This is a genomic window from Blastococcus sp. SYSU DS1024, assembly GCF_054050795.1.
Genome location: NZ_JBJHAA010000007.1, coordinates 21,793 through 42,776, shown reverse-complemented (window position 1 = coordinate 42,776; position 20,984 = coordinate 21,793). Strand labels below are relative to the sequence as shown.

15 protein-coding genes and 1 tRNA gene are annotated in these 20,984 nt (G+C 74.0%); 2 read left to right on the top strand and 14 right to left on the bottom strand.

The window, feature by feature from the left end:
- Window positions 1-177 precede the first annotated feature (177 nt).
- The gene (locus ACI79S_RS08425) at window positions 178-777 is read right to left on the bottom strand and encodes an ANTAR domain-containing response regulator (protein WP_456592996.1); all 600 of its coding nucleotides are present in this window, start codon (window positions 775-777) and stop codon (window positions 178-180) included.
- 79 nt (window positions 778-856) lie between these two features.
- Between ACI79S_RS08425 and ACI79S_RS08420 the strand changes: the two genes are divergently transcribed.
- Together ACI79S_RS08420 and ACI79S_RS08415 are read left to right on the top strand one after the other, a co-directional pair.
- Window positions 857-930: transfer RNA gene (locus ACI79S_RS08420), tRNA-Leu, on the top strand.
- A 163-nt stretch (window positions 931-1,093) separates the two neighbouring features.
- Window positions 1,094-2,692, top strand: coding sequence for a pyridoxal-dependent decarboxylase (locus tag ACI79S_RS08415; protein WP_456592995.1), 1,599 nt, complete (start codon window positions 1,094-1,096; stop codon window positions 2,690-2,692).
- Between the two features lie 16 nt (window positions 2,693-2,708).
- Here the strand turns inward: ACI79S_RS08415 and ACI79S_RS08410 are convergent, their stop codons facing one another.
- From ACI79S_RS08410 to ACI79S_RS08350, 13 genes are all read right to left on the bottom strand, one after another.
- Window positions 2,709-3,587, bottom strand: coding sequence for an acyl-CoA thioesterase (locus ACI79S_RS08410; protein ID WP_456592994.1), 879 nt, complete (start codon window positions 3,585-3,587; stop codon window positions 2,709-2,711).
- Window positions 3,584-4,999: a pyruvate kinase gene (pyk, locus tag ACI79S_RS08405; protein ID WP_456592993.1), complete on the bottom strand. Its 1,416-nt coding sequence runs from the start codon at window positions 4,997-4,999 to the stop codon at window positions 3,584-3,586. The genes ACI79S_RS08410 and pyk overlap by 4 nt, the downstream gene beginning before the upstream one ends.
- A gap of 173 nt (window positions 5,000-5,172) precedes the next feature.
- A complete protein-coding gene (locus ACI79S_RS08400; protein ID WP_456592992.1) occupies window positions 5,173-6,663 on the bottom strand; it encodes a glutamate synthase subunit beta in 1,491 nt (496 codons plus the stop codon).
- Window positions 6,656-11,320 (bottom strand): glutamate synthase large subunit, encoded by a 4,665-nt coding sequence (gene gltB, locus ACI79S_RS08395; protein WP_456592991.1) that lies wholly within the window; start codon window positions 11,318-11,320, stop codon window positions 6,656-6,658. The genes ACI79S_RS08400 and gltB overlap by 8 nt, the downstream gene beginning before the upstream one ends.
- A gap of 324 nt (window positions 11,321-11,644) precedes the next feature.
- On the bottom strand, window positions 11,645-12,586 hold the full coding sequence (lgt, locus tag ACI79S_RS08390; RefSeq protein WP_456592990.1) for a prolipoprotein diacylglyceryl transferase: 942 nt from the start codon (window positions 12,584-12,586) through the stop codon (window positions 11,645-11,647).
- Complete coding sequence (gene trpA / locus ACI79S_RS08385; RefSeq protein ID WP_456592989.1) at window positions 12,583-13,383, bottom strand: tryptophan synthase subunit alpha; 801 nt, start codon at window positions 13,381-13,383, stop codon at window positions 12,583-12,585. The genes lgt and trpA overlap by 4 nt, the downstream gene beginning before the upstream one ends.
- Window positions 13,380-14,729 (bottom strand): tryptophan synthase subunit beta, encoded by a 1,350-nt coding sequence (gene trpB, locus ACI79S_RS08380; RefSeq protein WP_456592988.1) that lies wholly within the window; start codon window positions 14,727-14,729, stop codon window positions 13,380-13,382. Before trpB ends, trpA begins: the two co-directional genes overlap by 4 nt.
- Window positions 14,730-14,815: 86 nt before the next feature.
- On the bottom strand, window positions 14,816-16,393 hold the full coding sequence (locus tag ACI79S_RS08375; RefSeq protein ID WP_456592987.1) for a DUF222 domain-containing protein: 1,578 nt from the start codon (window positions 16,391-16,393) through the stop codon (window positions 14,816-14,818).
- Between the two features lie 365 nt (window positions 16,394-16,758).
- Window positions 16,759-17,568 carry an indole-3-glycerol phosphate synthase TrpC gene (gene trpC, locus ACI79S_RS08370; RefSeq protein ID WP_456592986.1) on the bottom strand — a complete coding sequence of 270 codons (810 nt, stop codon included), beginning with the start codon at window positions 17,566-17,568 and terminating at the stop codon, window positions 16,759-16,761.
- Window positions 17,569-17,720: 152 nt separating this feature from the next.
- Window positions 17,721-18,362, bottom strand: a complete 642-nt coding sequence (locus ACI79S_RS08365; RefSeq protein ID WP_456592985.1) for a Trp biosynthesis-associated membrane protein — start codon at window positions 18,360-18,362, stop codon at window positions 17,721-17,723.
- Entirely contained in the window at window positions 18,359-19,876 is a 1,518-nt protein-coding gene (locus ACI79S_RS08360; protein WP_456592984.1) for an anthranilate synthase component I, read from the bottom strand. Before ACI79S_RS08360 ends, ACI79S_RS08365 begins: the two co-directional genes overlap by 4 nt.
- On the bottom strand, window positions 19,873-20,250 hold the full coding sequence (gene hisI / locus ACI79S_RS08355) for a phosphoribosyl-AMP cyclohydrolase (protein ID WP_456592983.1): 378 nt from the start codon (window positions 20,248-20,250) through the stop codon (window positions 19,873-19,875). Before hisI ends, ACI79S_RS08360 begins: the two co-directional genes overlap by 4 nt.
- A 25-nt stretch (window positions 20,251-20,275) precedes the next feature.
- The gene (locus ACI79S_RS08350) at window positions 20,276-20,980 is read right to left on the bottom strand and encodes a hypothetical protein (protein ID WP_456592982.1); all 705 of its coding nucleotides are present in this window, start codon (window positions 20,978-20,980) and stop codon (window positions 20,276-20,278) included.
- Window positions 20,981-20,984 lie beyond the last annotated feature (4 nt).

Here is a 20,984-nt window from a genome sequence, read left to right as displayed (position 1 = left end):
CGACCGGGCGCCGATCGGTGCGCAGAACCTAGCTGCCGTCCGGAGGGTTGCACCCGGCCCGGAAGGGACCGTGATGAGGTCGTGACCTCGGTGTCCGCATGATGGATCCGCGGGCACGCTGGGTGATCGGCAGGGGACGCTGCGGTGCGACAGACCCGCCGAGGACGCCGCCCGGGCTCAGGCGGTGCTCTCGTCCGGGGTCGCGGTGGCCGTCAGGATCGACTCGGCGAGGGCCTTCATGCTCGTCCGCTGGTTCATGGCGGTGCGCTGGATCCAGCGGAAGGCCTCGGCCTCGGTCATGCCCTGGTCGGCCATCAGCCGGCCCTTCGCCCGCTCGACGACCTTGCGGGTCTCCAGCCGCTCCTCCAGCGACTTCACCTCGCCGTCCAGCGCGGTCATCTCGGCGAACCTGCCCCGGGCCACCTCGATGGCCGGCACGAGGTCGTTCTTCGAGAACGGCTTGACCAGGTAGGCCATCGCCCCGGCGTCGCGGGCCCGCTCCACCAGCTCCCGCTGGCTGAACGCGGTGAGCACGATGACCGGCGCGACGCGGGCCGAGGCGATCTGCTCGGCGGCGGAAAGGCCGTCGAGCACCGGCATCTGGATGTCGAGGATGACCAGGTCGGGGCGGAGCTCCTCGGCGCGGTCCACGGCCTGCTGGCCGTCACCGACCTCGGCGACGACGAGATACCCCTCCTCCTCGAGCATCTCCTTGAGGTCAAGACGGATCAACGCCTCGTCCTCGGCGATCACAACCCGGATCGGCTCGCTGCTCACGGGGTGGCAGCCTATCGGCGTGGGCGCCGGTCCACCGCCCGGCTACTCTTCTCGGGCGCCGGTCGCACCTGGCCGGCACGCCCCCGTACCCCAATCGGCAGAGGGAGCGGATTCAAAACCCGCGCAGTGTGCGTTCGAGTCGCACCGGGGGCACCGTGCTGAACTGCGATCCTCCGGATCGCGACCGCGGCCATCACTCTGCGGTCCTCCGGATCGCACCGCGGCCAGGTGCCGTTCCCCTGCTGCGCTGAGCCTTTTCCCGCGCTGCCTCGGGGACCCTCCGGGCCCCGCTCCTCGCGGGCAATACTGTGGGGTGGTGACCGAGCCCGCGCCGCACATGACGCCCGAGCAGTTCCGGCAGCACGGCCACGAGGTGGTCGACTGGATCGCCGACTACTGGGCGCGCATCGCGTCCTTCCCGGTGCGCTCGCAGGTCTCCCCCGGCGACGTCCGGGCGTCGCTGCCGGCGTCGGCCCCCGAGCGGGGCGAGCCGTTCGCCGCGGTGCTGGCCGACCTCGACCGGGTCGTCCTGCCGGGGATCACCCACTGGCAGCACCCCGGGTTCTTCGGCTACTTCCCCGCCAACACCTCCGGCCCCTCCGTGCTGGGCGACCTGGTCTCCGCCGGGCTGGGCGTGCAGGGGATGTCGTGGGTGACCAGCCCCGCCGCCACCGAGCTCGAGCAGCACGTCATGGACTGGTTCGCCGAGCTCCTCGGGCTGCCCGCCTCGTTCCGCTCCACGGGCAGCGGCGGCGGCGTCGTCCAGGACTCCAGCTCCGGGGCCAACCTCGTGGCCCTGCTCGCGGCGCTGCACCGCGCCAGCGGCGGCGCCACCGTCCGCCAGGGCGTGCAGCCCGAGCGCGCCACCGTCTACGTCTCCAGCGAGACACACTCGTCGATGGAGAAGGCCGTCCGGATCGCCGGGCTGGGCACCGAGGCGGTCCGCATCGTGGAGGTCGACGGCGACCTCGCCATGAACCCCGGCGCGCTCGCCGCCCGGCTCGAGCGGGACGTCGCCCGTGGGTACCGGCCCGTGCTGGTCTGCGCGACCGTCGGCACCACGTCGACCACCGCGGTCGACCCGCTCGCCGTGATCGGGCCGATCTGCCAGCAGTACGGCGTCTGGCTGCACGTCGACGCCGCGTACGCCGGCGTGAGCGCGGTCGCCCCCGAGCTGCGCGGGCTGCAGGACGGTGTCGAGTGGGCCGACAGCTACACCACCGACGCCCACAAGTGGCTGCTCACCGGCTTCGACGCGACGCTCTTCTGGGTCGCCGACCGGGCGGCTCTGACCGGAGCCCTGGCGATCCTCCCCGACTACCTGCGCAACGCCGCCACCGACGCCGGCGCCGTCGTCGACTACCGCGACTGGCAGATCGAGCTCGGCCGGCGCTTCCGCGCGCTCAAGCTGTGGTTCGTCGTCCGCTGGTACGGCGCCGAAGGGCTGCGCGCCCACGTCCGGGGGCACGTCGCGCTGGCCCAGGAGCTCGCCGGCTGGGCCGCGGCCGACGACCGGTTCGACGTCGTCGCGCCGCACCCGCTGTCCCTGGTCTGCCTCAAGCCCCGCTGGCCGGCCGGTGTCGACGCCGACGTCGCGACGATGACGCTGCTCGACCGCCTCAACGACGCCGGCGAGGTCTTCCTGACCCACACCACCGTGCGGCGGGAGGTGGTCCTGCGCGTCGCCATCGGCTCGCCGACGACGACGCGGGCGCACGTCGAGCGCGTGTGGGCGCTGCTCACCGAGGGCCACGACTGGCTGGCCGCCGACTTCGCCACCCAGGCCGCCGAGCAGGCCGCGGCGCGCGCCGCCGAGCGCGAACGGGCCGAGCAGGCCCGCGCCCAGCGGGAGCAGGAGACGGCGCAGCCGGACGGGGAGCGCACCGACGAGGCGGCGGGTGCGGGCCCCGCCTGAGCGGCGGGGCCGCGGCTCACCGGTCCAGGGACCGGATGAGCCCTTCCTGCGCCACGGTGGCGACGTGCCGACCGTCGGCGGACCAGATCTGCCCGAAGCACAACGCGCGCCCCGCCGACGCCGCGGGGCTGTCGGTCTCGTAGAGCAGCCAGTCGTCGGCGCGCACCGGCTGGTGGAACCACACGGCGTGGTCGAGGCTGGCGCCGATGAAGTCCGGCCATCCCCCGCCCAGCCGGGCGAACCCCGCCGAGAGCAGGGTGAGGTCGCTGACGAACGTCAGCGCCGCCGCCTGCACCACCGGGTCGTCGCCCAGCTCGCCGGCGACGCGGAACCAGGTCCACGACTGCGTGTGCGGCGGCGACTTGGGCGGCGCGGCGAACGGGTCCTGCTGGAAGCGCTGCTCGACCACCCGCCCCATCGCCGCCATGAAGGCGGCCCGCTCGCCGTGCCGGGCCACGACCTGGTCGGTGCCCATCATCTCGTCGGGGCCGGGCGCCTGCGGCATCGGCAGGGAGTGCTCCGCCACGGCGGGCTCCCCGGCGTGGAAGTCGGCGGTGAGCGCGAAGATCGCCACGTCCTCGCCCCCGCGCCGCTGGCAGGCGATCACCCGCCGGGTGGAGAACGAGCGCCCGTCGCGGATCCGGTCGACGGAGTAGCGGATCTCCTCCGACGGGTCGCCGGGCCGGAGGAAGTAGGAGTGCAGCGAGTGCACGCCCCGCTCGCCGGGCACGGTGCGGCCCGCGGCGACGAGCGCCTGACCGGCCACCTGCCCGCCGAAGATCCGCTGCCGCTCGCTGCTCGGTGTCTTGCCGACGAACACGTCGGGCTCCCGCTCGGCGAGGTCGAGCACCGACAGCAGCGCCGCCGCCTGGGTGTCCTGCGGCCCGCCGGTCACGAGTCGGTCCCCACCTCGTGCACGCGGATGAGGTTCGTCGACCCGACCGTGTTCGGCGGGCTGCCCGCCACCACGACCACCCGGTCGCCCACCTTCAGCCGGCCGATGGAGAGGAGGGAGAAGTCCACCTGGGCCACCATGTCGTCGGTGTGCTCCACCATGGGCACCAGGAAGGTCTCCACGCCCCAGGACAGGGCCAGCTGGCTGCGCACCCGGGCGTCGACGGTGAACGCGAGCAGCGGCTGCCTCGGGTGCAGCGCCGCCAGCCGTCGGGCGGTCTCCCCCGTCTGCGTGAAGGTGGCCAGCGCCCTGACGTCCAGGGACTCCCCGATGTCCCGCGCCGCCCGGACGATCGCGCCGGAGCGGGACCGCGACCGCCGCGCCACCTCGGGCACCCACAGGTGGTCGCTCTCGACCGCCTCGATGATCCGGTCCATCGTCCGGACCGCGCCGATCGGGTAGGCCCCGACGGAGGTCTCCCCCGAGAGCATGACCGCGTCGGCGCCGTCGAGCACCGCGTTGGCGACGTCGGAGGCCTCCGCGCGGGTCGGCCGGGAGTTGGTGATCATCGACTCGAGCATCTGGGTCGCCACGATGACCGGCTTGTTCCGCTCGCGGGCCGCCTGGATGGCCCGCTTCTGCACCAGCGGCACCTGCTCCAGCGCCAGCTCCACGCCCAGGTCCCCGCGAGCGACCATGATGCCGTCGAACGCCTCGACGATGGCGTCGAGGTTGCGCACCGCCTCGGGCTTCTCCAGCTTGGCGATGACCGGGACGTGGATGTCCTCCTGGCGCATGATGTCGCGGACCAGCGCCACGTCCGCGGGCGAGCGCACGAAGGACAGCGCGATGAAGTCCACGCCCAGGTGCAGCGCGAACCGCAGGTCGCGCTCGTCCTTGTCCGACAGGGCCGGCACGCTCACCGCCACCCCGGGCAGCGAGAGACCCTTGTTGTTCGACACCTTGCCGCCCTCGACGACCAGGCAGAAGACGTCGGGGCCCTCGACGCCGACGACGCTGAGGGAGAGGTTGCCGTCGTCGACCAGCAGGCGGTCCCCGACGCGGACGTCGTTGGCAAGGTCCTTGTAGGTGGTGGAGACCCGCTCCGCGGTGCCCTCGACGTCCTCGACGGTGATGCAGACCTGGCTGCCGGTCGCCCAGGTCACCGGGCCGTCGGCGAAGGTGCCCAGCCGGATCTTGGGCCCCTGGAGGTCCGCCAGGATGGCCACGGCGTGCCCGGTGCTGTCGGATGCCTGCCGCACCAGGTGGTAGGCGGTCGCGTGGTCCTCGTGGGAACCGTGGCTGAAGTTGAGCCGGGCGACGTCCATCCCCGACTCGACGAGGGCGGTGACCTGCTCGGCGGAGCTGGTGGCCGGACCGAGGGTGCAGACGATCTTCGCGCGGCGGGACATGGGGATAACGCTAGTGCCACGACGAACTGCGTGACGGGGCGGGACCGGCGTGTCGGCTACCGGCCTGGTCGCGCCGGGCGGGGCCCGGAGGCTTCCGCGCAGGCGGGACGGACGCGCTCCTCCGAACCGGGGACGGCACGTGGCCGCGGTGCGGTCCGGAGGAGCGCGGTGCCTCAGCGCAGCGCGACCGCCGTCGGGGTGACCGGGCGGGGCAGCATGGACTCCCCCGTCAGCCAGGTGTCGACGGCGGCGGCCGCGGCGCGGCCCTCGGCGATCGCCCAGACGATCAGCGACTGGCCGCGGCCCATGTCGCCGGCCACGAAGACGCCGGGCACGGTGGACATGAACTCTCCGTCACGGGACACGTTGCCCCGCCCGTCGACCTCGACGCCGAGGGTGTCGACGAGGCCCTCGCGCTGCGCCCCGGTGAACCCCATGGCGAGGAACACCAGGTCGGCGGGGAGCTCCCGCTCGGTGCCCTCGATCTTCTGGAACCGGCCGTCGACCCGCTCGACCTCGTGGAGGAGCAGCGCGCGGACGTTGCCGTTCTCGTCGCCGACGAACCGCTCGGTGTTGACCGAGTACAGCCGTTCGCCGCCCTCCTCGTGCGCGCTGGAGACGCGCATGATCATCGGGTAGGTCGGCCACGGGTTGCTGCCTTGGTCACGGCGGTCCGGCGGCGCCGGCATGATCTCCAGCTGCGTGACCGAGGCCGCGCCCTGGCGGTGGGCGGTGCCGAGGCAGTCCGCACCGGTGTCACCGCCACCGATGATCACGACGTGCTTGCCGTGGGCGTTGATCGGCGGGTCGTCGAGCTCCCCGAGAGCCTGGCGGTTGCCGTAGGGCAGGTACTCCATGGCCAGGTGGATGCCGGCCAGCTCGCGCCCGGGAGCGGGCAGGTCACGGCCGATGGTCGCGCCACCGGCCAGGACGACGGCCTCGAAGTCCGCGCGCAGCTGCTCGACCGACAGGTCGCCCTCGCCGCTCCCGCCCACCTCGACCCCGGTGACGAACCGGGTGCCCTCGGCGCGCATCTGGTCCAGCCGGCGGTCCAGGACGGACTTCTCCATCTTGAACTCGGGGATGCCGTAGCGGAGCAGCCCGCCGATGCGGTCGGCCCGCTCGTAGACGGTCACGTCGTGGCCGGCCCGGGTGAGCTGCTGGGCCGCGGCCAGCCCGGCGGGGCCGGACCCGATGACGGCGACCTTCTTGCCGGAGCGCTCGACCGAGGTCTGCGGCTGCACCCAGCCCTCGTCCCAGGCGCGGTCGATGATCTCCCACTCGATCTGCTTGATGGTGACCGGCGACTCCTGCAGGTTCAGCACGCAGGAGCCCTCGCACGGCGCCGGGCAGAGCTTTCCGGTGAACTCCGGGAAGTTGTTCGTCGCGTGCAGCCGCTCGATCGCGTCGTGCCAGTCGTCGCGGCGGGCCAGGTCGTTCCACTCCGGGATCAGGTTCGCCACCGGGCAGGCGTGGTGGCAGAACGGGATCCCGCAGTCCATGCAGCGGGCGGCCTGCTTGCGCACCTCCGCCGTCGGGAAGAGCGGGTCCTCCCCGTTCTGGCGCCGGCTGTAGACGTCCTTCCAGTCCAGGAGCCGGACCTCGACGGGACGCCGCGGCGGGAGGTCGCGCTCGTACTTCAGGAAACCGGTCTGGTCAGCCACGTGCCGCCTCCATCACTGCTCGGTCCACGTCCGTGCCGGCGGCCTCGGCGGCCCGCCGGGCCTCCAGTGCCCGCCGGTAGTCGCGCGGCATGATCACGCTGAACCGCTCGGACCAGCGACCCCAGTCGGCCAGCAGCGCGGTCGCCACGGTCGACTCGGTGTCGGCCGCGTAGCGCACGAGCACGTCGCGCAGCCACTGCGCCGACTCCCCGTCCAGCGGCTCGACGTCCACCATCTCGGGGTTCACCCGGTGCCGGGCGAGGTCCAGCACGTAGGCGATGCCCCCGGACATGCCCGCGGCGATGTTCCGGCCGGTGTGCCCGAGGATCACCGCGCGCCCCCCGGTCATGTACTCGAGCGCGTGGTCGCCCACGCCCTCGACGACGGCGAGCGCGCCGGAGTTGCGCACGCAGAACCGCTCGCCGACCCGGCCCCGGAGGAAGATCTCCCCGCCCGTGGCGCCGTAGCCGATGACGTTGCCGGCGATCACGTTGTCCTCGGCGAGGAACGGCGCCTCGCGGGACGGCCGCACGATGATCCGGCCACCGGACAGCCCCTTGCCGACGTAGTCGTTGGCGTCACCGAACAGCCGCATGGTGATGCCGCGGGGCACGAAGGCGCCGAAGGACTGACCGGCCGATCCGCCGAAGGTGAGGTCGATCGTGCCGTCGGGCAGCCCCTCGCCGCCGAAGCGGCGGGTGACCATCGACCCCAGCATCGTGCCCACGGTGCGGTTGACGTTGCGCACCGGCAGCTCGAGGCTGACCGGTCGCGCGTCGAGCAGCGCCCCCTCGCACAGCTGGATGAGCGTCTGGTCCAGGGCGACGTCCAGCCCGTGGTCCTGGCCGCGCACCGCCCGCCGCGGCGTGCCCTCGGGCAGCTCGGGCACGACGAGCACCGGTGCGAGGTCCAGGCCCTGCGCCTTCCAGTGGTCGACGGCCTGGCGGGTGTCGAGCAGCTCGGCGTGGCCGACGGCCTCGTCGATGGACCGGAAGCCCAGCTCGGCCAGGTAGTGGCGCACCTGCTCGGCGAGGAACTCGAAGAAGGTGACCACGAACTCCGGCCGCCCGGTGAACCGCTTGCGCAGCTCCGGGTTCTGGGTGGCGACGCCGACCGGGCAGGTGTCGAGGTGGCAGACCCGCATCATCACGCAGCCGGAGACCACCAGCGGCGCGGTCGCGAAGCCGAACTCCTCGGCCCCCAGCAGCGCCGCCACGATCACGTCGCGGCCGGTCTTCATCTGACCGTCGACCTGCACCACGATGCGGTCGCGCAGCCCGTTGGCCAGCAGGGTCTGCTGGGTCTCGGCCAGGCCCAGCTCCCACGGGGAGCCGGCGTGCTTGAGCGAGGTCAGCGGCGCGGCACCGGTGCCGCCGTCCATCCCGGAGATCAGGACGACGTCGGCGTGCGCCTTGCTCACCCCGGCCGCGACCGTGCCGACGCCGACCTCGGCGACGAGCTTGACGTGGACCCGTGCCGCGTCGTTGGCGTTCTTGAGGTCGTGGATGAGCTGCTTGAGGTCCTCGATCGAGTAGATGTCGTGGTGCGGCGGCGGGCTGATCAGGCCGACGCCCGGCGTCGAGTGCCGGGTGCGGGCCACCCACGGGTAGACCTTGCCGCCGGGCAGCTGCCCACCCTCGCCGGGCTTGGCGCCCTGCGCCATCTTGATCTGGATGTCGTCGGCGTTGACCAGGTACTCGCTGGTGACGCCGAACCGGCCGGAGGCCACCTGCTTGATCGCCGAGCGGCGCAGGTCGCCGTTGGGGTCGGGGGTGAACCGGTCGGGGTCCTCACCACCCTCGCCGGTGTTGGAGCGGCCGCCGAGGCGGTTCATCGCGATGGCGAGGGTCTCGTGCGCCTCCTGCGAGATGGAGCCGTAGCTCATCGCGCCGGTGTTGAAGCGCTTGACGATCTCGCTGACCGGCTCCACCTCGTCGAGCGGCACCGGCGGGCGCACCCCGGTCTTCAGCGTGAAGAGCCCGCGCAGGGTCGCGGCCTCCTCGGACATCTTGTCCACCGTCTGCGTGTACTTCTCGAACACGTCGTACTGGCGCGACCGGGTGGCGTGCTGGAGCAGGAACACCGTCTCGGGGTTGAACAGGTGCACCTCGCCCTCGCGGCGCCACTGGTACTCGCCCCCGGTCTCCAGCCGGCGGTGCGCCCGCTCGGTGGGGTTCTCCGGGTAGGCCTGGCGGTGGCGCATGGCCACCTCCTCGGCGAGGACGTCGATGCCGACACCGCCCAGCGGGCAGGACGTGCCGGTGAAGTACTCGTCGACGAGCTCCTGGGAGAGACCGACCGCCTCGAAGATCTGCGCCATCGTGTACGAGCCGACGGTGCTGATGCCCATCTTGCTCATGACCTTGAGGACGCCCTTGCCCAGCGCCTTGACCATGTTGCGGACGGCCTGCGCGGGCTCCACACCGGTCAGCGCGCCGTCGCGGATGAGGTCCTCGATCGACTCGAACGCCAGGTACGGGTTGACCGCCGCGGCGCCGTAGCCCAGCAGCAGCGCGACGTGGTGCACCTCGCGGCAGTCGCCGGACTCGACGACGAGCCCGACCTCCATGCGGGTCTTCTCCCGCACCAGGTGGTGGTGCACCGCGGCGGTCATCAGCAGCGACGGGATGGGGGCGCGCTGCTCATCGCAGTCGCGGTCGGAGAGCACGATGATGCGGGCACCGGCGGCGATCGCCTTGCTCACCTTGCTGCGCAGCTGCTCGATCGCCTCGGCCAGCGCCGTGCCGCCACCGTTGACGTCGAAGTGACCGGTGATCCGGACGGCGGCGTACCCGGGCAGGTCGCCGTCGTCGTCGATGTGCAGGATCTTGGCCAGCTCGTCGTTGTCGATGACCGGGAAGGGCAGGTGCACCTGCCGGCAGGACGCCGGGGACGCCTCCAGCAGGTTCTGCTCCGGACCGAAGGTGCGGCCCAGGCTGGTCACCAGTTCCTCGCGGATGGCGTCCAGCGGCGGGTTGGTCACCTGCGCGAACAGCTGCCCGAAGTAGTCGTAGAGCAGCCGGGAGCGGTCCGACAGCGCGGCGATGGGGGTGTCGGTGCCCATCGAGCCGATCGGCTCGGCGCCGCTGGCCGCCATCGGCGTGACCAGCATGCGCAGGTCCTCCTCGGTGTAGCCGAAGAGGAGCTGACGGCGCACGACCGACTCGTGGCTGGGCCGGGAGCGACGGCGCTCGGGCAGCTGCGGCAGGTGCACCAGGCCGGCGTGCAGCCAGTCGTCGTAGGGGTGCTCTGCGGCCAGGGCGCCCTTGACCTCCTCGTCGGAGACGATCCGCCCCGAGGCGGTGTCGACGAGGAACATCCGGCCCGGCTGCAGCCGGCCCTTGGCCACGACGTCGGCGGCCGGGATGTCGAGCACGCCGACCTCGCTGGCCATGACGACCAGGTCGTCCCTGGTGTGCCACCAGCGGCCCGGGCGCAGGCCGTTGCGGTCGAGCACCGCGCCGATCAGCGTGCCGTCGGTGAAGCAGACGGCGGCCGGCCCGTCCCAGGGCTCCATGATCGAGGAGTGGAACCGGTAGAAGGCCCGGCGGGCCGGGTCCATCTCGTCGTGGTTCTCCCACGCCTCCGGGATCATCATCAGCACCGCGTGCGGCAGCGAGCGGCCCGACAGGTGCAGCAGCTCGAGCACCTCGTCGAAGGTGGCCGAGTCGCTGAAGTCGCTGGCGGTGACCGGGAAGATCCGGTCCAGGCCGAGCTCGGAGGCGGGGCCGGCCGGGCCGTCGAACACCTCGGTGGCGAGCTTGGCCTCGCGGGCCCGCATCCGGTTGCGGTTGCCCTTGATGGTGTTGATCTCGCCGTTGTGCGCGATGAAGCGGAACGGGTGGGCCAGCGGCCAGCTCGGGAAGGTGTTCGTCGAGAAGCGGCTGTGCACCAGCGCGATCGCCGACTCGTAGCGCTCGTCGCGCAGGTCGGTGAAGAACAGCGGCAGCTGGTCGGTGGTCAGCATGCCCTTGTAGGTGATCGTGCGCGATGACAGCGAGGCGATGTAGAGCGAGCTGCCCGCGTCGACCGCGGCCCGCTCGGCACGCTTGCGCAGCACGAAGGAGCGCCGCTCCAGGCGGGTGACCCCGTTGCAGACGACGTTCCCGCCGAAGGCCCTCTCGTCGGCCCGGCCGCCCATGGTCTCGGCGACGAAGACCTGCGCGAAGTGCGGCATGACCGCCCGCGCCGTGGGGCCGAGATCGGCGCCCTCCGGCTCGACCGGGACGTCGCGCCAGCCGAGGACGGTGAGCCCCTCCTCCTCGGCGAGGCGGGCCACGTCGTCGTACCGGGCGGCGCGCTCGGCCTCGTCGGTCGGGAGGAACGCGATGCCGACCGAGTACTCGCCGAGCGGCGGCAGGTCGAAGCCCACGCTGGCGCGCAGCAGCGTGTCGGGGATCTGGGTGAGGATGCCGGCGCCGTCACCCGAGTTCGGCTCGGCACCGGCGGCGCCGCGGTGGTCGAGGTTGTGCAGCGCGGTGAGACCGGCGGCGACGATCCGGCGGCTCCGGCGGCCGCGGGCGTCGGCCACGAAGGCGACACCGCAGGCGTCCTTGTCGTTGGCCGGGTCGTAGAGCCCACTGGGGGCGGGCACGGCGGAGAACGGCACAGCGCTGGCGGGGGCTGCCGCGGTGGCGGTGGCGGGAAGGTCGGTCATGTCACTCCCGTCGTCGGCGCACCGTCGTCCCTCGGAGCGAGGGGTGGACGGGGGCGGGGGCCCGGGCCGGAGGTCAAGGGCGGCGGTCAAGGGCGGCACGTGCGGAGGCGCGGGGACCGACCGGACACAGGTGGCCCCGACCGGCAGAGGCGCGCGAGCCCACCGATTGGTGCCGGCGGGCCGTCGTCCGCGGGGCAGCGCTGGCCCGGTCCGACACTACGACCCGACCAGGATCGCTGGCGAGTCAGCCGGAAGCGTACACAGCCGTAACGCCGTCCTGACACGGCCGAAGCCGATCCGTGACAGGGCACACGCCCACCTCCGTCAGGCCGGGCCCGGCGGTCGGTGATCGTCGTCACGCACGCCGGTCGCCGAGGCGCCGGAGGACCCGTCGGACGCTTCGGGCTCCGGCCCGGAGGACGGGCGGGGCCCGCGGTCGACGACCTCCCGGGGGCGCCCGCGCTGCCAGACGAAGTAGGCGACGGCGAGCAGGCCGACGACGATCGAGGTGAAGACGTTGACCCGGACCCCGAAGAAGGTCTCGGCCGGGTCGGTGCGCAGCAGCTCGATCCACAGCCGGCCGGCGCAGTAGGACGCCACGTAGAGCGCGAACGCCCGGCCGTGACCGAGCCGGAAGCGGCGATCGGCCCAGATGACCAGCGCCGCGGCCGCGAGGTTCCACAGCATCTCGTACAGGAACGTCGGGTGGAACGTCCCGAGGACGACCGGCTCACCGTCGGCGCCGGTGACCGCCTGCCCCCCGCTCCACTCGTAGATCGTCAGCGCCCACGGGAGGTCGGTCGGGCCGCCGTAGAGCTCGTTGTTGAACCAGTTGCCCAGCCGGCCGATCGCCTGCGCGACCAGCAGCCCGGGCGCCAGGGCGTCGGCGAACGCGGGCAGCGGGATGCCGCGCCGCCGGCAGGCGATCCACGCCCCCACCCCGCCGAGCGCGATCGCACCCCAGATGCCGAGGCCCCCGTCCCAGATGGCGAAGGCGCGCAGCGGGTCGCCGCCCTCCCCGAAGTACGGGCGGGGGCTGGAGATCACGTGGTAGAGCCGGCCGCCGGCGATGCCGAACGGCACGGCCCAGATGGCGATGTCCAGCACGTCGTCGGGGTTCCCGCCCCGGGCGGTCCAGCGCCGCTGGGTGAGCACGATGGCGGCCACGATGCCGGCGATGATGCACAGCGCATAGGCGCGGATCGGCAGCGGACCGAGGTGCCAGACGGCCTGGGTGGGGCTGGGGATGGCCGCGAGGACGCTCACGCGCGCACGTCCGCCCGGCGGACGCCGTCGACCAGGTCTCCGGTCAGCGCCCGGACGCCCTCGATCCCCCGCCCCTCGATGAGCTCCCGCACGTACGCGGAGCCGACGATGACCCCGTCGGCGAACGCGGCGACCTCGGCGGCCTGGTCGCCGTTCGAGACGCCCAGGCCGACGCAGACGGCGAGACCGGGCGCGGCCTCCCGGGTGCGGGCCACGAGCCGCTCGGCGGCGTCGCCGACGGTGGCACGGGTGCCGGTGACCCCCATGGTCGAGGCCGCGTACACGAAGCCCCGGCAGGCGGCGGTGGTGGACCGCAACCGGGCGTCGGTCGACGAGGGCGCGACGAGGAACACCCGGTCGAGGTCGGCCCGCTCGGCGGCGGCGATCCACGCGGCGGCCTCGTCGGGGATGAGGTCGGGGGTGATGGCCCCTGCTCCCCCGGCCGCGGCCAGATCGGTCGCGAACCGCTCGACGCCGTAGCGCTCGATCGGGTTCCAGTAGCTCATCACCACCGGGACGGCGCCGGCCGCGGCCACCGCCTCGACGGCCCGCAGGACCTCGCGCATGCCGACGCCGTTGCGGACGGCGACGTCGACGGCCTGCTGGATGACCGGGCCGTCCATGCCGGGGTCGCTGTAGGGGACGCCGACCTCGATCACGTCCGCCCCGGCCTCGACGGCCGCCACCATGGCGGCGATCGAGCCCTCGACGTCCGGGTAGCCGACCGGCAGGTACGCGATCAGCGCCGCCCGCCCCTCGGTCCTCGCCACGTCGAGCCGCTCGGCCAGCCTGCTCACGCCATCTCCCCTGCGTCCGGGCCGGGCACGGCCTCGTCGTTGGTGACCGCGCCCTCGGTGGGCTGCTGATCGGTGTCCAGGCCCGGGCCCGGTGCGGCGTCGTCCCGGTCGCCCAGCCCGAACCACCGGGACGCGGTCTCCACGTCCTTGTCACCGCGGCCGGAGAGGTTGACCAGCAGCAGCGAGTCCGGCCCCAGCTCGCGCCCGAGCGCGAGCGCGCCGGCGAGGGCGTGGGCCGATTCGATCGCCGGGATGATGCCCTCGGTCCGGCACAGCAGCGCGAAGGCCTCCATCGCCTCGGCGTCGGTGACCGGGCGGTACTCCGCCCGCCCGATGTCGTGCAGGTAGGAGTGCTCCGGGCCGACGCCCGGGTAGTCGAGCCCGGCGCTGATGGAGTGGGAGTCGATCGTCTGGCCGTTCTCGTCCTGGAGGAGGAACGAGCGGGCACCGTGCAGCACCCCCGGCGTCCCGCCGGTGATGGTCGCCGCGTGCCGGCCGGTGCCGACGCCGTCGCCGCCGGCCTCCAGGCCGATCAGCCGCACCCCGTCGTCGGGGACGAAGGCGGTGAAGATGCCGATGGCGTTGGACCCCCCGCCGACGCAGGCCAGGACGGCGTCCGGCAGGCGCCCCTCGCGCTCGAGCACCTGGGCACGCGCCTCGTCGCCGATCACCCGCTGGAAGTCCCGGACCATCGCCGGGAAGGGGTGCGGCCCCGCTACGGTGCCGAAGACGTAGTTGGTCGTCTCGACGTTGGTGACCCAGTCGCGGAAGGCTTCGTTGATCGCGTCCTTGAGGGTGCGGGAGCCGGTGGTGACCGGGACGACCTCGGCGCCGAGCAGCCGCATGCGGGCGACGTTCAGCGCCTGGCGCCGGGTGTCCTCCTCGCCCATGTAGACGGTGCAGGACAGCCCCATGAGGGCCGCCGCGGTGGCGGTGGCGACGCCGTGCTGGCCGGCGCCGGTCTCCGCGATGACGCGGGTCTTGCCGATCCGCTTCGTCAGGAGCGCCTGGCCCAGCACGTTGTTGATCTTGTGGGAGCCGGTGTGGTTGAGGTCCTCGCGCTTGAGCAGGACCCGGGCGCCGCCCGCGTGGGCGGCGAACTTCGGCACCTCGGTGACCGGGCTCGGCCGGCCGGTGTAGTCGCGCTGCAGGCGGGCGAACTCGCTGAGGAAACCCGGGTCGACCCGCATGGCCTCGTACGCCTCGGTCAGCTCGTCGAGCGCGGCGATCAGCGCCTCGGGCACGAACCGGCCGCCGAAGACCCCGAAGTGCCCGGTGGCGTCCGGCCAGCCTGGTCGCGCCGGGAGCGAGAGGTCTCCGGTCTGCGGTGGGCTGGTCGTCGTCATGCGCACAGTGTCCCGCGCCGGGCGCCGCGATCGGCGCAGGGGTGCGCGGGACGTCACCGGATCGGACCAGTGCACCCGGGACCCGGTCAGAAGGGAGGTGGGTCGTCGTCCGGGTCCGCTGGTGGTGGTGGCGGCTCGGGTGGTGCGGTGAGGACGCGGTAGCCGGGTGGTCGGCTGGTGCGGGTGACGCCGGTGGGGGTGATGACGGTGAGCACGCCGTCGTCGCTCATCGTGTGCTGCCAGCCGGGGGCGAAGGTCTTGAGCCGGTGGTGGTGGCGGCACAGGCAGCACAGGTTCTCGCAGGCGGTGGCTCCACCGTCGGCGTGGGGCAGGACGTGGTCGATGTCGGCCCAGCCGGCGGGTGCGGTGCAGCCGGGATGGCGGCAGGTGCGGTCGCGGGCCTCGAGGAAGCGCTGCTGGGCGGCCGAGGGGCGGTAGCGGTCGACTGCCGCCGGCGGGCCGAGCAGCGGGCAGTCGCAGGACCGGGCGGGGTGGTGGGGGCAGCCGCGGGTGGCCAGCCGCGCCAGCTCCGCCCGGCCGGTGACGGCCCGCAGCTTTCCGGTGGCGTCGGTGAGCGCGATCTGCAGGCTGCCGCCGGGCGGGGCCTGGATGCTGCAGGCGTCGAGCTGGGTGAGCAGTTCGCGCAGGTGGGCGGCGGTGATCGGCTCCCCGTCCACCTCCCCGACCGGCGCGGGCGCCCCGCCTGTGACCGCTTCCGACGCAGTACGGGTGAAGGCGGGCGGGCGCGGCCCACCGGCGGCCAGGAACCGGCCGGGAGTCAATGCGTCCAGTGGTGCGACCACGGTCAGCTGGGCGGTCACCGCGGGCTGCTGTTGCCAGGGGCGCAGCAGCAGATCGGCCAGTGCTCCGGCGCGCAGCATCCCGATCGGCCGCGCATCCCCGGCGTCCTTCGCGGCGCGGGCGTGCCGATCCAGGGCGTCGCGGCAGGCGCGGGCCTCGGGATGGGGCAGCAGGGCGCGCAGCTCGCTCATCCCGTCCCCGACCGGGCGCACCGTCACATCCGCCGCGCGCCGGCGGGCCTCCCGCCGCCGGTCGGCCGCGGCGGCGTCCCGGGCCAGCAGCTCGGTGCGCACCGCCGCCCGCAGCTTCCCCACCCCCAGCTCGGTGGCGGTGGGGAGGACGGCGGTCTCCATGCCGGCGATGACCGCGGGGTCGGTGTCGGCGCCGGTGGCGGCGACCTCGGCGGCGATCGCCCGGGCCCGCGGCCAGTCCAGCCGCCCCAGCCGCAGCGCAGCGAAGGTCGCCGGCAGCACGGTGGTGAGCACGTGGGCGTGCTCCACCTGCGTCACTGCCGCCGTGCGGCTGCAGTTCTGCACCGCGGCCAGCTCATCGGGCACGAACTCGCTGGCCCCCGGCGGGCCGACCTGCCCGGCGCGCTCACCGCCGGGCAGCAGGTCGGCCGGGGCGGGGCGGGTGGCGGCCAGGTCCATCACCAGCTCCGCGCGCAGCGCGGCCAGCCGAGCCTCCGCGGCCACGATCTGCCCCAGCAGCTCCGCGGCCTCTGCCGCCGACCGCCGCGCGGGCAGCCAGGCACTGAGCGGCTCGTCCCACCGCTGCGGATCAGGATCCTCCAGCTCCCACGGCGAGGGCGCGTCGGACACCGGCGCCACGGTCACCCCGACCGCGAACCCGACCACCGACATACCCGCAGGCTAAGCAGGGGGTACGACAATTCCCGCAGGTCAGAGGCACTCTCACGATTCAGGTGAGAGATGGAGAGGGGTACCGGGGGGGCCTGCCACATCTGGCAGGTGCCGGTTCGCGAGTTGATGGCTCTCCTGGCCAACGAGCACCACGATTCCCCGGTCACGGTCAAGGGCATCTGCCCCCACGGGGACCACCTCGTCCAGGACGACCTGGAGGTCTCGACGACGAGGGACCCGTCCCGGACATCGAGAAGGTCTGCATCCTCGGGACGGCCGCACCCGAAGCGGAACACCTGCACCGCGACAGGCAGGAGGGTGACGCTCCTGCCTGCGGGCGACCCGGATCCTGAGGGGCAGCCTGCTCAGCGCGTGGTGCGCGGGGTGGCCGGGTGCGAGCCGGCGGTGACCAGGTCGGCGACGGCCTGGCGGGCGTCGCCGGCGGTGACCAGACCCTCGCCCACGAGCACGGCGTCGGCCCCGGCGGCGGCATAGCTGATCAGGTCGTGCGGGCCGCGGACCCCGGACTCGGCGATCTTGACGACCTCCGACGGCAGGCCGGGGGCGATCCGCTCGAAGGTGGACCGGTCCACCTGCAACGTGGTCAGGTCGCGGGCGTTGACCCCGATCACCGAGGCGCCGGCCGCCATCGCGCGGTCGGCCTCGGCCTCGGTGTGCACCTCGACCAGCGCGGTCATGCCGAGGGACTCGACCCGCTCCAGCAGCCCGACCAGCACGTTCTGCTCCAGTGCGGCGACGATCAGCAGGACCACGTCGGCCCCGTACGCCCTGGCCTCGTGCACCTGGTAGCTGCTGACGATGAAGTCCTTGCACAGCACCGGGACGTCGACGACGGCGCGGACGGCCGCGAGGTCGGCGTGCGACCCCCCGAAGCGGCGCCGCTCGGTCAGGACCGAGATGACGCGCGCACCGCCGGCGGCGTACTGCTGCGCGAGCTGGGCCGGATCGGCGATGTCGGCCAGGTCGCCCTTGGACGGACTACGCCGCTTCACCTCGGCGATCACGCCGACGCCGGGGGCACGCAGGGCCGCGAGCGCATCCCGCGCCGGCCGGGCCGCCTGCGCGGCGGCCTTCACCTCGTCCAGCGGTGTCGCGGCCTCGCGGACGGCGAGGTCGGCGCGGACACCGTCGATGATCTCGTCGAGCACGTTCACGGCGTCGTCGCAGCCTCGGCCGAGGTCCCGTGGTTGCTCATCGGCGCCACTGCTCCTCGTACGTCGATCCCGGCGGATGGGTGGCCCCACTCTAGAGGCGGGCCACGGAACCCCCGGCCCGGGGGCGGGCATCGCGATCCCGGGCCGTTCCGCTATAGGGGTGAACCCGGCCGCGGCGGGGGTGGGGGTTCGGTCGGGTCCTCCCCGCGATCCAGCGCCTTCCAGGCGTCGTCCGCACGGTCCTCCTCCGACCGCACCGGCGCCTGCCCCGCGTCGCGCTCGTAGCGCCGACCCATCGCGGGCCACGAGGCCCCGCGGAGCACGGCCAGCACCCCGGCGAGGACGGCCAGCACCCCGGCGGCCACCGCCAGGCCCGGCCAGACCACGGAGATCTCCACCGACGTCGCGGTGACGCTGGTGCCGCCGACGCCGGGCAGGTCGGCGGCGGCATCGGCGACTCCCCCGGTCAGCACCCGGGTGCCCGACCACAGCAGGGCGCCACCGCAGGCCGCCACCAGCAGCCCGACCACCAGCCGACCCGTCCCGCGCACCGCCAGCAGCGCGACGGCCGCGGCCAGCAGCACCAGGCCGGCGGCGGTCACCAGCGGTGCCGCGGCGCCACCGGTGAGGGTCCCGCTCACCGGCGGCAGAGGAGCCCGTCGCTCGGCGGTCACCTCCGCCCAGCGCTGGCCCGCCGTCGACAGGGCCAGCGCCCCGGCCACCGCGGCACCGACCACGACGGCCGCGAGCTCGCGCCGCGCACCCGGCCGGTCGCCGGCCGCCGCACCGCTCACGGCAGCTCCCGCAGCCGCTCCGCCGTCGCGATCGCCGACAGCACGGCGCGCGCCTTGTGACGGGTCTCGGCCTCCTCGGCCGCGGCGTCGCTGTCGGCCACGATGCCCGCCCCGGCCTGCACGTACGCGCGCCCCTGGTGCAGGACGGCGGTGCGGATGGCGATCGCCATGTCCATGTCGCCGCTGGCGTCGACGTAGCCGACGGTGCCCGCGTACAGGGCGCGCCGCGTCGGCTCGAGGGTGTCGATGATCGCCATGGCGCTGGGCTTCGGTGCGCCGGAGACGGTGCCCGCGGGGAAGGTCGCGTCGAAGACGTCCAGGGCGTCGCAGCCGGGCCGCACCTCGCCGGCAACGGTCGAGACCAGGTGCATGACGTGGCTGTAGTGCTCGACCCGCATGAAGTCGGGCACCTCGACGCTGCCCGGCACGCAGACCCGCCCCAGGTCGTTGCGCGCCAGGTCGACGAGCATGACGTGCTCGGCCCGCTCCTTGGGGTCGGCGAGCAGCCCCTCGGCCAGGCGCACGTCCTCCTCGGGCGTGGCGCCGCGCGGCCGGGTACCGGCCGGCGGGTGCACGACGGCCGAGGTGCCGGTCACCGTCACCAGCGCCTCCGGGGAGGAGCCGACGACGTCGAACGGCGTCTCCCGGCCCGCGAAGCGCAGCAGGTACATGTACGGCGACGGGTTGGTCGCCCGGAGCACCCGGTAGAGGTCCAGCGCAGCGACGTCGGTCTCGAGCTCGAACCGCTGGGCCAGCACCACCTGGAAGGCGTCGCCGGCCCGGATGTGCTCCCGCACCTCCTCGACGCCGGCCTGGAAGACCCCGGGTGCCAGGTTGCTGCGCACCGACGCCGGCACGTCGGCCGGCTCGAAGACCGCGACCGCCGGCGCGGCGGGCCGGACCAGCGCGGCGGCCATGGCGTCCAGGCGCGCGACCGCGTCCTCGTAGCCGGCGGCGGAGGGCTCGGCTCCGGCCCCGCGCAACGCGTTGGCGATGAGCAGCACCGACCCGTCGCTGTGGTCCAGCACGGCCAGGTCGGTCACCAGCATCATCGCCAGCTCCGGCATGCCCAGGTCGTCGACGCTGGTGCTCGGCAGCCGCTCCAGGCGGCGGACGACGTCGTAGCCCAGGTAGCCCACCAGCCCACCGGTGAGCGGGGGCAGCCCCGGCGCGCGGGGCGAGCGCAGCCGCCGCGCCAGGACCCGCACGGCCTCCAGGGGATCGGCCGGCAGGTCGTCGGTCAGCCCGGGCACGTCGTCCCCGAGCCACTGCGTGCGGCCGTCGCGCTCGGTGAGCACTCCCGCGCTGCGGACCCCCACGAAGCTGTACCGCGCCCACCGCTTGCCCTGCTCGGCCGACTCCAGCAGGACCGTGCCCGGACGGTTGCCGGCGAGCTTGCGGTAGACGCCCACGGCGGTCTCGCCGTCGGCCAGCAGGCGGCGGGTGACCGGGATGACGGGCGCCGCCGTCGCCGCGAACTCCTCCGGCGAGGGCGAGGTGACCCCGAACCTCACGGCGCCACCCCCTGCGCGGCCGGCAGCACCCGGTGGAAGCAGCTGCGCTCGCCGGTGTGGCACGCGGCGCCCTCCTGGTCGACGAGCAGCAGCAGCGCGTCGCCGTCGCAGTCCAGCCGCACCTCCCGCACCCACTGCCGGTGCCCGGAGGTCTCCCCCTTCACCCAGTACTCCCGCCGGCTGCGCGACCAGTAGGTCGCCCGCCCGGTCGTGAGGGTCCGGCGCACCGCCTCGTCGTCCATCCAGGCCACCATGAGCACCTCGCGGGTGTCGTGCTGCTGGACGACGGCGGCGACCAGGCCGGCCGGGTCACGGCGCAGCAGGGCGGCGACCTCGGGGGCCAGCGCGGGTTCGGAGGGATCGGTCGCGGACATGCCGCCAGTCTGCCGTGCCGCCCGGTCAGCCCTGCGGGGCGGTGAACCAGCTGCGCCCGCCGCCGAAGAGCACCAGCCCGAGCGCGACGAGCGGGGCGGCGGCGAAGAACAGGCTGAACACGGCGAGCACCCCGCCGACGTCCTCGACCGCCGCGGCCGGCCCCAGCAGGTCGGTCAGCTTCGCCCACCAGTAGACGGCGAGCACCAGCTGGGCGCCGTGCGCGGCCAGCACCACCAGCCACGCCGTGCGGGTGCGCCGGACCAGGGCGAGGATCCCGGCGGCCACCAGCAGCGCCACCGACACCAGCTGGACGATCGCGAGCGCGCCGCCCTCGCGGGCGAACACGTAGGCCTGGGTGGGGGCGGCACCCGGGCTCTGCTCGATCGCCATCTCCGCGAGCGAGGCGAAGAACCACACGTACAGCGAGGCCACCGCGACCAGCAGCGCCTGCACGAAGCTCAGCACCGCGGCGCCGACGACCTGGCCCGGCCGGCGCCCGGCCCGGGGCGGCACCGGACCGCCAGGGAACGGCGCGGTCCCGTACGGGCCGGGGTGGCCGTAGCCGTACGGGCCGGGGTAGCCGTAGGGCGGGGGGCCGTACCCGGGCGGCGGCGGGCCGTAGGGCGACGCGTAGCCGGGAGGCGGCGCCGTGGGCGGCGGGCCGGTGTAGCCGGGCCCCTGCTCGGTCGGCGTCGCCGGGTCCGACCAGGGGTCGCGCGGTGCGCTCACGTCC